Source organism: Streptomyces sp. NPDC052682 (assembly GCF_040678435.1).
In the GTDB taxonomy this organism is placed as follows: Bacteria; Actinomycetota; Actinomycetes; order Streptomycetales; family Streptomycetaceae; genus Streptomyces.
The window spans coordinates 229,412-241,661 of record NZ_JBFATS010000004.1 but is presented as its reverse complement, the minus strand read 5'-3'; the positions used below and the strand labels follow the sequence as shown (position 1 = coordinate 241,661).

Annotated in this window: 10 protein-coding genes and 1 pseudogene; 6 read left to right on the top strand and 5 right to left on the bottom strand. The window is 69.7% G+C overall.

Annotation, left to right across the window (positions count from 1 at the left end):
* Positions 1-106 precede the first annotated feature (106 nt).
* A complete protein-coding gene (locus AB0K80_RS08010) occupies positions 107-1,951 on the top strand; it encodes an EAL domain-containing protein (RefSeq protein WP_365667016.1) in 1,845 nt (614 codons plus the stop codon).
* 12 nt (positions 1,952-1,963) lie between these two features.
* Here AB0K80_RS08010 and AB0K80_RS08005 read toward each other — a convergent pair whose 3' ends face one another.
* From AB0K80_RS08005 to AB0K80_RS07995, 3 genes are all read right to left on the bottom strand, one after another.
* Positions 1,964-3,067: an LLM class flavin-dependent oxidoreductase gene (locus AB0K80_RS08005; protein ID WP_365667014.1), complete on the bottom strand. Its 1,104-nt coding sequence runs from the start codon at positions 3,065-3,067 to the stop codon at positions 1,964-1,966.
* 69 nt (positions 3,068-3,136) lie between these two features.
* Positions 3,137-3,343: a DUF397 domain-containing protein gene (locus AB0K80_RS08000; RefSeq protein WP_365667012.1), complete on the bottom strand. Its 207-nt coding sequence runs from the start codon at positions 3,341-3,343 to the stop codon at positions 3,137-3,139.
* 4 nt (positions 3,344-3,347) lie between these two features.
* Positions 3,348-4,199: a helix-turn-helix transcriptional regulator gene (locus tag AB0K80_RS07995; protein WP_365667010.1), complete on the bottom strand. Its 852-nt coding sequence runs from the start codon at positions 4,197-4,199 to the stop codon at positions 3,348-3,350.
* Between the two features lie 224 nt (positions 4,200-4,423).
* On the opposite strand from AB0K80_RS07995, the gene AB0K80_RS07990 reads away from it, so the two are divergent.
* Positions 4,424-4,861: an ATP-binding protein gene (locus tag AB0K80_RS07990; RefSeq protein ID WP_365667008.1), complete on the top strand. Its 438-nt coding sequence runs from the start codon at positions 4,424-4,426 to the stop codon at positions 4,859-4,861.
* A 214-nt stretch (positions 4,862-5,075) separates the two neighbouring features.
* Positions 5,076-5,582 (top strand): GNAT family N-acetyltransferase, encoded by a 507-nt coding sequence (locus AB0K80_RS07985; RefSeq protein WP_365667006.1) that lies wholly within the window; start codon positions 5,076-5,078, stop codon positions 5,580-5,582.
* Between the two features lie 146 nt (positions 5,583-5,728).
* On the opposite strand, the pseudogene AB0K80_RS07980 reads toward AB0K80_RS07985, so the two are convergent.
* Positions 5,729-6,016 (bottom strand): annotated as a pseudogene (locus tag AB0K80_RS07980) (putative quinol monooxygenase); the annotation flags it as partial.
* A gap of 52 nt (positions 6,017-6,068) precedes the next feature.
* Entirely contained in the window at positions 6,069-8,630 is a 2,562-nt protein-coding gene (locus AB0K80_RS07975) for a GH32 C-terminal domain-containing protein (protein WP_365667004.1), read from the bottom strand.
* A 587-nt stretch (positions 8,631-9,217) separates the two neighbouring features.
* Between AB0K80_RS07975 and AB0K80_RS07970 the strand changes: the two genes are divergently transcribed.
* From AB0K80_RS07970 to AB0K80_RS07960, 3 genes are all read left to right on the top strand, one after another.
* The gene (locus AB0K80_RS07970; protein WP_365667002.1) at positions 9,218-10,240 is read left to right on the top strand and encodes a sugar ABC transporter substrate-binding protein; all 1,023 of its coding nucleotides are present in this window, start codon (positions 9,218-9,220) and stop codon (positions 10,238-10,240) included.
* Positions 10,241-10,383: 143 nt separating this feature from the next.
* Positions 10,384-11,397, top strand: a complete 1,014-nt coding sequence (locus AB0K80_RS07965) for an ABC transporter permease (protein ID WP_365667000.1) — start codon at positions 10,384-10,386, stop codon at positions 11,395-11,397.
* Positions 11,394-12,230 (top strand): ATP-binding cassette domain-containing protein, encoded by an 837-nt coding sequence (locus AB0K80_RS07960; protein ID WP_365666998.1) that lies wholly within the window; start codon positions 11,394-11,396, stop codon positions 12,228-12,230. Before AB0K80_RS07965 ends, AB0K80_RS07960 begins: the two co-directional genes overlap by 4 nt.
* Positions 12,231-12,250: the final 20 nt, after the last annotated feature.

The window sequence follows — 12,250 nt, the reverse complement described above, 5'->3', positions numbered from 1 at the left end:
GGAGACCGCCGATCGGCTGGAAGGGCCCCGGGCCAGCCTCTATGATCGGCACACTTTCCTGAGAATTCCTGCACGGACAGAATCGAGTGCACTGCGGGAGCGAGCGGTGAGCGGAACGTCCGAAGGGCCGGCGCCCGCGGCGCACCTCAACCGGCCGACCGTCACAGAGCGTGATACCGGCACGTCTCCCCGTACCGAACCCCCGCGGGGCGCGTCGTACCGCTCCGTCTTCACGGCCGCCCCGCTCGCCATGGCCGTCGTCGACCGAGAGGGCCTCGTCGTCAGCGCCAACGACACCCTCGCCGCGCTGCTCGGCGCCGCCCCGCAGGAGCTGACCGGCGCGGTCGCCGCCGACCTGGTGGACCTGGGTTCCGACGCCCGTACCTGGCACGCCTACCGCGAGGTGCTGCGCGGCCGCCAGGCCCGGCTGCGCTGCACCCGCCGCCTCAAACACCCCGACGGGCACGCCCTGTGGGTCCAGGTGACGGTCGCTCCGCTGCCCGCCGAGGAGCAGGGGGTCCTGCTGTCGGTCGCCGACATCAGCGCCCGCCGCGAACTGCAGGCCCGGCTACGGCACCTGCAGATGCACGACCCGGTGACCCGGCTGCCCAACCGCACCCTGTTCTTCGAACGGCTGTCGACCGCGCTGGAGGCGGAGTCGTACGAGCGGAGCGGTACCGGCCGGATCGGCCTGTGCTACCTGGACCTCGACGGTTTCAAGGCCGTCAACGACACCCTCGGCCACCGCGTCGGCGACCGGCTGCTGGCCGCCGTGGCCGAACGCCTCACCCGCTGCGCCGACGAGGCCGGGTACGCCCGCACCGGCACCCCGCTGGTGGCCCGGCTCGGCGGCGACGAGTTCGCGCTGCTGGTGGAGGACTCGACCGGAACCGAGCAACTGGCCGAACTGGCCGAGTCGGTGCTGCGGGCCGTCCAGCAGCCGTTCGACATCTCCGGCCAGCGGCTGTCGGTGACGGCGTCGATCGGCGTCGTGGAACGCCACGCGGCGGGCACCACCCCCACCGCCCTCATGCAGGCCGCGGACACCACCCTGTACTGGGCGAAGGCGGACGGCAAGGCCCGCTGGACCCTGTTCGACCCCGAGCGCAACGCGCACCGCATGACCCGCCAGGCCCTGGCCTCCACGCTCCGCCCGGCCATCGAGCGCGGCGAGTTCACCCTCGAGTACCAGCCGCTGGTGGGCATGGAGGACGGCCGGGTGCACGGCGTCGAGGCGCTCATCCGCTGGAACCATCCGCAGTTCGGCGTCCTGACGCCGAATCGGTTCATCACATTGGCCGAGGAGGACGGCTCGATCGTCCCGCTCGGCCGCTGGGTGCTGCGCACCGCCTGCCGCCAGGCCCGCCGCTGGCAGCTGGACCACCCCGGCGAACCGCCGATCTTCGTCAGCGTCAACGTGGCCGTCCGCCAGGTCTGGGACTCCGACCTGGTCGCCGACGTGGCCGAGACCCTGGCGGAGACGGGCCTGGCCCCGCACCTGCTGCAGCTGGAGCTGACGGAGTCGGCGGTGATGGGCTCGGCGGGCCGCCCGCTCCAGGCCCTGCGGGCGCTGAGCGACATGGGCGTGCGCATCGCCATCGACGACTTCGGCACGGGCTACTCAAACCTCGCCTACCTGAGCCGGCTGCCGGTGTCGGTCCTGAAGCTGGACGGCTCCTTCGTCCGGGGTTTCCAGTACGACGACCGGGAGGCGGCCGCCCGTCCCAACCCGGCCGACGAGGTCATCGTCGAGGCGATGATCCAGCTGGCCCACCGGCTGGGGCTGACGGTGACCGCGGAGTGCGTGGAGACCCCGGCGCAGGCGACCCGGCTGCGGCGCATCGGCTGCGACACCGGGCAGGGCTGGCTGTACTCCCGCCCGGTGCCGCCGGATCGTGTCTCCGGGTGGCTGGGGGCGCCGGGGGCACAGGCGGGGTGCGGGAAACCGTAGTTCTCCGGGTGTTCAGGACACCGGTAGCCCGTAGGCGTCGGCGACGAGTGCGTAGGAGCGCAGGCGTACCTCACCGCTGTGCGCGTTGGCCGTGAGCATCAGCTCGTCGGCGCCGGTGCGCTTGTGGAGGTCGTCCAGGCCGGAGCGGACCTCGTCCAGAGTGCCGTGGATGACGTTCGCCGTCCAGGAGTCGACGAAGTCCCGCTCCATCGGGCTCCAGTCGTACGCCTCGGCCTCCTCGGGGGTGGGGATGAGTCCCGGGCGGCCGGTGCGCAGCCGCAGCATGCTCAGTGCGGCGGCCAGCACCTGGCGCCGGGCCTCCTTCTCCTCGTCGGCGGCGAGCGCGGAGACCCCGATGAGGGCGTACGGCTCGTCCAGGACCGCCGACGGCTTGAAGGACTCCCGGTAGAGGTCGAGGGCCGGGAGGGTGTTCTGCGCCGAGAAGTGGTGGGCGAAGGCGAAGGGCAGTCCGAGCAGGCCGGCGAGCCGGGCGCTGAACCCGGAGGAGCCGAGCAGCCAGACGGGCGGCCGGTGCGGGGACTGGACGCCGCCGGGGGACGTGGCCTGGACGGGGCCGGGGACGGCGTGGATGCGGCGGTACGGGTGGCCGTCCGGGAAGTCGTCGTCGAGGAACCGGGTCAGCTCGGCGAGCTGCTGCGGGAACTCGTCGGCGCCCTCGTCCAGCCGGTCGGTCCGGCGCAGGGCGGCGGCGGTGGCCCCGTCCGTGCCCGGGGCCCGTCCGAGGCCGAGGTCGATACGGCCCGGGGCCATCGCCTCCAGCGTGCCGAACTGCTCGGCGATGACGAGCGGGGCGTGGTTGGGCAGCATCACGCCGCCGGAGCCGAGGCGGATGCGGGTGGTGTGGGCGGCCAGGTGGGCGAGGATCACGGCGGGCGAGGAGGAGGCGACCCCCGGCATGGAGTGGTGCTCGGCCACCCAGTACCGGTGGAACCCGCGCGCCTCCGCGAGACGGGCCAGGTCCACGCTGGTGCGCAGGGCGTCGGTGGCGGTGCGGCCGACGCCGACGGTGACCAGGTCCAGGACGGACAGGGGGGCCGGGGCGGTGCCCCTCGCTGCTCCCCGGATCTCGTCGCCCTGTGTCTCGCCTGCCGCCACGGGGGTGCCTCCTGCTGTGAGCCGGTGCTGTCGTTCCGGCCTCAACTGGAGAGGGGCCCTGGTTATTCCTTACGGCTGTGGAACGTCTCCCCGATCGGCCTTCAGGGCGTCGATGAACGCGGCGAAGGCGGGGGCGGGGAGGGTGAGGTGGCCGTGGGCGGGGATCTTGGAGTCGCGGACGGTTATGCGGGGGTGGCAGTAGAGGACCTCCACGCACGCGTCGCCCTGGCCGCCGCCGGAGAACGATGACTTCGTCCAGGTGTCGGGGGTGATCATGCCCTCACAGCTCCTTCGCCAGCCTGTGGATGAAATCACGCGCACGCTCGGGGTCGAGTGACACCGCCTCTACCCTACGGAAGAGCGTTCGATAGCGGTCGAGTTGGGACTCGTCGTCGATGAACACCGGACCGTTGGGGCCGTCGCGTACCACGGTGTCCAACTTGGGAACAGGGCCGCCCGCGTAAACCATGGCACTTCCTGCCCCACCGAAACCGTCCAGCTCGAAGGGGATGACGCGCACGGTGATGTGATCGGCCTCGGAGAGTTCGAGGACATGAGCGAGCTGAGCCTGTGCCGCGGTTCGGTCGCCGACCCTGATACGCAGCGCCGCCTCGTGGATCACCGTCTCATACGGCGTCGGGTCCGGGCGCTCGATGATGACCCTGCGCTTCATACGGTGCTCGACCCAGCGCTCCACCTCACTCGGCGGGGGATCCGGGTTGACGTAGGCGAAGAGCGCTCGGGCGTACTCCGCGGTCTGCAGAAGGCCGGGGATGTGCAGGAACTCCACGTCCCACCGATAGCTGGCGTGGTGCTCCAGCTCTGGCAGATCCAGGAACGGCGCCGGCAGCTGCCCCCGATACTGCTCCCACCAACCGCGCGTCCGATCGGTCGCCATGGCCACCAAGGCATCGATCAACTGAACGTCCGAGCAAGCATAGTTGGAGGCGAGCTGACGAACCCGCTGCTCGCTCACCCCTGAGACGCCCGACTCGATCTGGCTCATCTGGACGGAGTTGACGCCCAACAGGCTTGCAGCCTGCGTCGCCTTGAGGCCTGCCGCTTCCCGCAGTCTCCGCAGTTCAACGCCCAGGCGTACCTGACGTGCTGTGGGGTGCCGTCTTGCTGGCACGGCGACCTCTTTCTCAACGGCCTAGGTGAGACAACCCTTTCGGGGGCCACACTACCGATCCGCTTGCGCCGACTGAAATTTATGACCTACCGCCAGTGACGCGACGCACACGGTGCGAAACCCCGGGCGACCGGAAGCGCACCGCTCCGTCCTGCCACGACGGCTGCGGCAATGACACCGGCCCGGCCCCCTCCACTCCCCCTCCACCATCCAGGAGCTCACGCATGCCCGAAGCCGAACCCTGGGAGTACTCCCTCTCCATCCCGAACGACCCACGAGCCGTCACCATCTGCCGCCGCACCCTCCGGCTGATCCTCACCATGCACGGCCTCATCCGCCTGACCGACCTGGCGGAACTCCTCGCGACGGAGCTGGTCTCCAACGCCGTACGTCACACGAAGGGGCCGGCCGCACTGCGCGTGCGCTGGTCGGGAAACGGGATCCTCCGACTCGGCGCCTGGGACGCCGACCCCTCGCCGCCCGAGCCGCCGCAGCCCTTCGAGCAGGCGCTGGAGCTGGAGGGAGGCCGAGGGCTGGCACTCGTACGGGCCTGCGCCGACGTATGGGGGTGGCAGCCGCTGGCCAGAGAGGGCAGCCGGGGAAAGTACGTGTGGTGCGAACTCGGTGCTTCGAGTACCGCCCTGCGCCACCACTCGGCATGACCAACCGGTCAGGCTGTGCGACATCCCGTGAAAGAGGCCCTGACACACGGGCCCGACCCGCTCCACCTCGCCGAGGTGTTCGGGCTCGACGAGAAGACCGCGATGCGCTACGCGGACTCCGCACGGGCACTGCTGCAACAAACAGCCGAGCACTCGGCATCGCCATCAGGAAAAGAACTTGGCCCGGATCGACGGGACTTGAAGAATGACGGCCATGCAGACTCGACAGGCATGGCCTGATGACGCATCAGCGGTCGCCGGTGTCTACGTGCGCTCCTGGCAGGCAGCCTTTGCCGGTCTTGTTCCACAGCACTACCTCGACGCCATGGACCCAAGCCGCGAAGAGTCCGAGTGGAAGACACGCATCGCGGAGACACGATGGCCGTCATCGGGAGTGCTGGTAGCCGAAACCGAGGCAGGGATCGTCGGATTCGCAGGTTTCGGCTCATCTCAGGAGACCCCTGCCATCGCGGAAATCGGCACGCTTTATGCGATGCCCGCGGTCTGGGGCACTGGAATAGGGAAGCACTTGATGCTGGCCACGTTGACGACTCTCGCACAGGCCGACTACACACAAGCCACCTTGTGGGTCCTGGAAGACAATGAACGCGCTCGGCGCTTCTACGAAGCGGCCGGCTGGCGCGCAGACGGCGCAGCCGTGGAGGACACCACCGGTGGGGCCTCCCTCAACAAGTTGCGCTACCGCCGCCCCGTTGGTTAGCCCGCTCACCGGCCGGGCCGTCCAGGGACCAGGAACGGCATGGTCGCGAGTTGGAGCCGAACTCACGGACTCAGCTCAGTGGAGCACGACGACGGACCCTGTGTTCCCACCGAAATCCCTTCAGTTTGCATGAACTCACGGCACTCCACCGGGTCGAGGAACGTCAGCACGGAGGCGTCCTCCTCGATCAGCGGGGCCAGCGCGGCATTGAACGGCTTGCCGTACGGGGCGTCGAGGTGCGCCTGGAAGGCGTTCTCGTCCCGGTACACCTCGAAGATCCAGTAGGCGCGCGGATCGGCCGCCTTGGTGTAGACGTCGAAGGCGAGGTTGCCTTCCTCCTCGCGCACCTTCCGGGCGTACTCCCGGATCAGGCGGGCGACCTCCTCCTCCGTTCCCTGGCGGGCGGTGAACTCGGCGAGCAGGGTCTTCGTCACGGTGTCCTGTCCTTGGGTCGTGGCCGTCGTGGTTGTGGCGTGGAGCGGGCCGTCAGTGGTGGGCGGAGGCGAGGTGCCAGACAGAAGCCCTGTCCAGCTTCACCGAGCCGTTCTCGGCGAACACCCGCACGCCCTGGCTCGCGGGGTCGGGGAAGATCTGGTCGGTGATCACGGCTTCGCCGCTGCCGCCGAAGACCTCGACGGACGACCAGTCGACCAGGATCCGCAGCGTGACCTTGCCGTTTCTGGGCTTGAGCGGTGCGGTCTGGACGCCGGGGAAGGTGGAGTTGAAGTCCACCGCGCCGGAGCGGGTGCGGTCGACGTACAGCTGCTGTGTCGTGGTGTCGTAGCCGATCACCGTTTCCTCGCCGCCCGCGCCGGTGCGCACCTTCAGGCCGAAGCGTTCGGCGTCCTCGAGGGAGAAGGTGGCCTCGATGTCGAGCGCCTTGCCCTCGGCCGCGGGGCCGATGAGGGGCTGCGAGGTGTTCTTGACCGTGACCCCGGTCGCGGTCGCCGCGTCGCCCTGCCGCAGGGACGCCACACTGTTCACCGGCTTGCTGGTCAGCCGGACGCGTCCGTCGACGGTGCGCAGGGCCATCTCCCGGGGGATGCTCTGCGCCCCGCGCCAGGGGGAGGTGGGGACGGCGCCGCTGTAATCCCAGTTGTTCATCCAGCCGATCATGTAGCGCTTGCCGCCCGGGGCGTCCTCCCAGGACACCGCCGCGTAGTAGTCCTTGCCGTAGTCGGCCCAGTCGGCGCGCTGCAGGGCGGAGAGGGCGGGGGCGTCGGCGGCGGTGAACTGGTCGGCCAGGATGTGGCCCCAGCCGCCGGTGTTGTGGTCGACGATCTGGATCCGCGCCGTCTTGCCGAGGTAGGGGCGCAGGTCGAAGGAGGCCCAGTCGAGGGTCTCGCTGTCGGAGCCGGTGGCGCTGCGGACGACCTGGCCGTCGACGAGCAGGTTGACGGAGGTCTCCTGGGAGACGGGCTGCGCCTTGGTGTCGGACAGCATGATGTGGTCGACGTTGATGTGCCCCCAGCCGCCGGTGTTGCCGTCGACGATCCTGATCCGCGCCGTCCTGCCGGCGAGGTCGCTGACGTCCCAGGAAGCCCAGTTGAGCGCCTCGGCGTCCCGTCCGGTGGCGCTGCGCACCACCTGGCCGTCGACGAGGAGTTCGACGGCGGTCGGGCTGTCCGAGCCGGCCGGGTGATTGCCGCCGCCGATGAGGAAGTCGATGTACTTCTTGTCGAGGGTGAACTCCGGCGAGGTGAGGGTGCCGGTGGTGGCGTCACCGCCGAGGAAGGTGTTGACCAGGCCACCGCCCAGGAAACCGGAGACCTGCTGCTGGCCCGGCAGGGTGCCGGTGGCCGGTGCCGAGCCGAAGGCGTCCCCGGTCGCCGTCCAGTCGCCGTAGCTGCCGCCCTCGAAGTCGGCCAGGACCGTGCCCGCGGGCGGGGGGCCCTGCTCCAGGACCGTCCCGGGCTCATGCGGGTGCCGGCCGCCGCCGACCTTGAAGTTCAGGTACGGGCTGGCGAGGGTGAACTCCGGCGAGGTGAGGGTGCCGGTGGTGCCGTCACCGGAGTGGAAGCTGTTGGCGAGGCCCGTGCCGTCGAAGCCCTCGACCGTGCCCTGCCCGGCCAGCGCCCCGGCCGCCGGCCCGTCGCCGAACGCCGTGCCGGTCGTGGTCCAGGCCCCGAAGCCGGAGCCCTCAAAGTCCTGTACGACGGTGCCCGCGGGCGGGGTGTAGCTGCCCTTGTCCTCGGCGGTGAACGTGGTGCCGTCGAAGTCGCCGACGAAGTACTGTGCGGCCGAACCGCCCGCGATACCACCGGGGTTGATGTTGACGACCAGCACCCACTTGATGGTGTCCGGGTTCCCGTCGACCGCGAGCGGGAACAGATCGGGGCACTCCCACACGCCGCCCGTCGCACCGGCCGGTCCGAACTCGCTGAGCAGGGTCCAGTCCTTGAGATTCTTCGACGAGTAGAACCGCACCTTGTGCTCGGCGGACAGCGACACGGTCATCAGCCAGCTCTTCGTGGGCTCGTACCACTGGACCTTGGGGTCGCGGAAGTCCCGGGAGCCGATGTCGATGACCGGATTGCCCTGGTACCTGGTCCAGGTGCGGCCGCGGTCGGTGCTGTAGGCGAGCGCCTGGGACTGGATGCCGGTGGACTTGTCGTAGCGGGTGTAGACCGCCACCATGGGCGGGTTCTTCCTGGTGCCGAAGCCGGTGGTGTTGTCCCGGTCGACGACCGCGCTGCCGGAGAAGACCATCTCCTCGTCGTCGTGCGTCAGGGCGAGCGGCAGTTCCTTCCAGTGCACGAGGTCCGTGCTCACCGCGTGCCCCCAGGACATATCTCCCCAGGAGGTGCCGTTGGGGTTGTACTGGTAGAAGAGGTGGTACTCGCCCTTGTAATACACCAGGCCGTTGGGGTCGTTCATCCAGTTCTTCTGCGGAGTGAAGTGGAACTGGGGACGGTAGGTCTCGGAGTACGGGGGAGCGTCGGCCGCGGCAGCCTGGGGGGCGAGCGGGGCGGCGGCCAGGGCGCAGACGGTCGCCACCGCCGCGATCATCCGCACGCGGGCCTGCCGGGGTACACGTCCAGAGCTCATGGTGTCTCCTGTGCTGCGGCCGTCCGGGCTGCCGCGCCTGCGGCGGACGGTCCGAGAGGCGTCACCCTGGCCGGCACCGACGTCCACGCGCCCACCAGAGGTGTCATCGATGACTTGTGTCATCGATGACATCGAGTGGCCCGATGATGGGGGGAGCCAGGTCCACGCGTCAACCGTTGCGGCAGGATCACCCGGCGCGGCCCGCCTGCCCGCCCGTCAGGCCTGACCGGTCGTCGCGGGCTGCGCCAACTGGCTTGTCACGTGGCGGATCAGAGCCGGTGGCCTGCACGCGGCCGCCGTCGAGCCGGCGGCGCACTCTCCGCCGACGGCGATCCGGCGCGGACTCATGACCTGCCCATCTCGCGGAGCAGTACGGGCAAACCAGGACGGGTCGTACGCGCGTGAGCGGGGGTCGGCGGCTTCGTACGTTGCCGATTTGTGACGCACGCAAGGCATTGACGTTGCCGGGAGGCGGAGTCCATCATCCTCGCCATGCAGTGTCAACGATGACATAAGTCAACGGTGACACCCCGGGTGGCATGCCCCGAACCCAGCCCTGTGCCGCCCGCTATCCACAGGAGTCGTTCATGTCTCGCACCACTCGCCTGTCCTCTCCCCTCCTCAGAGCCGCCGCTGTCACGGGCATCGCGGCCCTCACCCTGACGGCCTGCGGATCCGGCTCCGGTACCGGATCGGGTTCGTCCAGCGCCGGTTCGGGCGAGGTCAAGGTCGGCCTGATCACCAAGACCGACACCAACCCGTTCTTCGTGAAGATGAAGGAGGGCGCGGAGAAGACCGCGAAGGCCGAGGGCGTCCAGCTCATGACCGCGGCCGGCAAGTTCGACGGCGACAACGCCGGGCAGGTCACCGCGATCGAGAACATGGTCGCCGCCGGTGTGAAGGGCATCCTGATCACCCCCAGCGACTCCAAGGCGATCGTGCCCGCCATCGAGAAGGCGAAGGCCAAGGGCGTCCTGGTCATCGCCCTGGACACCCCGACCGAGCCGGAGAGCGCGGTCGACGCCCTCTTCGCCACCGACAACCTCAAGGCCGGTGAACTGATCGGCGAGTACGCCAAGGCCGCGATGAAGGGCAAGACGGCGAAGATAGCCACCCTCGACCTCGCTCCGGGTGTCTCCGTGGGCGTCCAGCGGCACAACGGCTTCCTGAAGGGCTTCGGCGCCACCGACAAGGACGTCCTGTGCGCCCAGGACACCGGCGGCGACCAGGCCAAGGGCCAGACCGCCATGGAGAACTGCCTCCAGAAGGAACCCGGCATCAACCTCGTCTACACCATCAACGAGCCCGCGGCGCTGGGCGCGTACACCGCGCTGAAGGCGAAGGGCAAGGAGAAGGACGTCCTGATCGTCTCCGTCGACGGCGGCTGCACCGGCACCCGGGCCGTCAAGGACGGCAAGATCGCGGCCACGTCCCAGCAGTACCCGCTGAAGATGGCGGCCGAGGGCGTCAAGGCCGTCGTGTCGTACGCCAAGGGCGGCAAGAAGGCGTCCGGTTACACCGACACCGGCGTCACCCTGATCACCGACAAGGCGCAGGCCGGCGTCGACTCCAAGGACACCGCCTTCGGCCTGGAGAACTGCTGGGGCTGAGCCGCCCGCCGGTCCCCCCGACGCCGCCGTACCCCCCAGCGGGGCGGCCGGCCCGCCCTCCCCGACCGGGACGGCCGCCCCCTCGTCCCCTTGTCCCCCCGTGGGGCGCGACAAGGATCTCTGTCTTCCGACAAGGACTTCGCATGACTGCCACGTCCACGCCACCGTCGACGTCCACGCCGTACGCCGAGCTCAAAGCGCCGACCACGGTCCGCAGACTGCTCACCCAACCGACCACGGGCCCCCTGGTCGCCCTGCTGCTGGCCTGCGTCTTCTTCTCCCTGTCGACCGACCAGTTCCTCACCGGCGGGAACTTCTCGCTGATCGTGCAACAGGTGATGGTCGTCGGCACACTCGCCATCGGCCAGACGCTGATCATCCTCACGGCGGGCATCGACCTGTCGTGCGGTGCCGTGATGGCGTTCGGCAGCATCATGATCGCCAAGATGGCCGCCGAGGGCACCCTGCCCCCGCTCGTGGCCATCGCCGTGGGCATCGCCGTCTGCGGCGGCTTCGGGCTGCTCAACGGGCTGCTGGTGCAGAAGATCCCGCTGCCGCCGTTCATCGTCACGCTCGGGATGCTCAACGTGGCGTTCGCGCTGACCCACATCTACTCCGAGGAGCAGACGGTCACCAACCTGCCCGGCCCGCTCACCGCCCTGGGGCAGACCTTCCCGCTCGGCAGGACCGACATCACCTACGGCTCCCTGGTCACCATCGCCCTGTTCCTCCTCCTCGCCTACGCGCTCAGCAGCACCGGCTGGGGCCGGCACGTCTACGCGCTGGGCAACAGCCAGGAGGCGGCGCGGCTGAACGGCATCCGCACCTCCCGCCTGACCATCGGCGTCTACACCACCGCGGGCGTGCTGTACGGCATCGCCGCCCTGCTGCTGATCTCCCGCACCGGAGTCGGCGACCCGCAGGCGGGACAGACCGACAACCTCGACAGCATCACGGCCGTGGTCCTCGGCGGCACCAGCCTGTTCGGCGGGCGCGGATCGGTGCTCGGCACGTTCATCGGCGTCCTCATCGTCGGTGTGTTCCGCAACGGCCTGCAGCTGATGGGCGTCGCCTCGATCTACCAGACCCTGATCACCGGCGTGCTGGTGATCCTCGCGGTGACCGTCGACCAGATCTCCCGGAAGAAGGCCCGATGACCGCCACCCCCTCCCCCACCCCCGTGCTGCAGGCCCGCGGTCTGGTCAAGCGGTACGGCCACGTCACCGCCATCGACGGCGCCGACTTCGACCTGCTGCCCGGCGAGGTCCTCGCGGTCATCGGCGACAACGGAGCCGGCAAGACCAGCCTCATCAAGGCCCTCACCGGCGCGCTGACGCCCGATGCCGGCGAGATCCGGCTCAACGGGGAACCCATCACGTTCTCCGGCCCGCAAAGCGCCCGCGCCCACGGCATCGAGACCGTCTATCAGGACCTCGCCGTCGCCGCTTCCATGGACATCGCCTCGAACATGTTCCTCGGCCGCGAGCTGCGCCGTCCCGGCGTCCTCGGCAGCGTCTTCCGCATGCTGGACAAGAAGCGCATGCGCCAGGAGGCCGCCGAGCACATGGCCGACCTGAAGATCGGCCTGCGCTCGCTCACGCAGGCGGTGGAGACCCTCTCCGGCGGACAGCGCCAGGCCGTCGCGGTCGCCCGTTCCGTCGCCTGGGCCCGCAGCGTCGTCGTGATGGACGAACCCACCGCCGCCCTCGGTGTCAAGGAATCCGGCCAGGTGCTGGACCTCATCCGCCGCGTCCGCGACAAGGGCATGCCGGTGGTGCTCATCAGCCACAACATGCCGCACGTCTTCGAGATCGCCGACCGCATCCACGTGCACCGGCTGGGCAAGCGGGTGGCCCTGATCAAGCCCTCCGACTACTCCATGGCGGAGGTCGTCGCCATCATGACCGGCGCGCTGACCGTCGACGAGACCGGAGGTACTGTCGTCGCGGATTCCGAGGCCGCCAAGGCCGCGGGAGTCCAGGCCACCTGACCCACCCTTCGGCACGCACG

Excerpts from the sequence above, each read along its gene's own strand:
- AB0K80_RS08000 (WP_365667012.1), bottom strand. The coding sequence starts at position 3,343 with ATGATCACCCCCGACACCTGGACGAAGTCATCGTTCTCCGGCGGCGGC.
- AB0K80_RS07990 (WP_365667008.1), top strand. The coding sequence starts at position 4,424 with ATGCCCGAAGCCGAACCCTGGGAGTACTCCCTCTCCATCCCGAACGAC.
- AB0K80_RS07985 (WP_365667006.1), top strand. The coding sequence starts at position 5,076 with ATGCAGACTCGACAGGCATGGCCTGATGACGCATCAGCGGTCGCCGGT.
- AB0K80_RS07975 (WP_365667004.1), bottom strand. The coding sequence starts at position 8,630 with ATGAGCTCTGGACGTGTACCCCGGCAGGCCCGCGTGCGGATGATCGCG.
- AB0K80_RS07970 (WP_365667002.1), top strand. The coding sequence starts at position 9,218 with ATGTCTCGCACCACTCGCCTGTCCTCTCCCCTCCTCAGAGCCGCCGCT.
- AB0K80_RS07965 (WP_365667000.1), top strand. The coding sequence starts at position 10,384 with ATGACTGCCACGTCCACGCCACCGTCGACGTCCACGCCGTACGCCGAG.
- AB0K80_RS07960 (WP_365666998.1), top strand. The coding sequence starts at position 11,394 with ATGACCGCCACCCCCTCCCCCACCCCCGTGCTGCAGGCCCGCGGTCTG.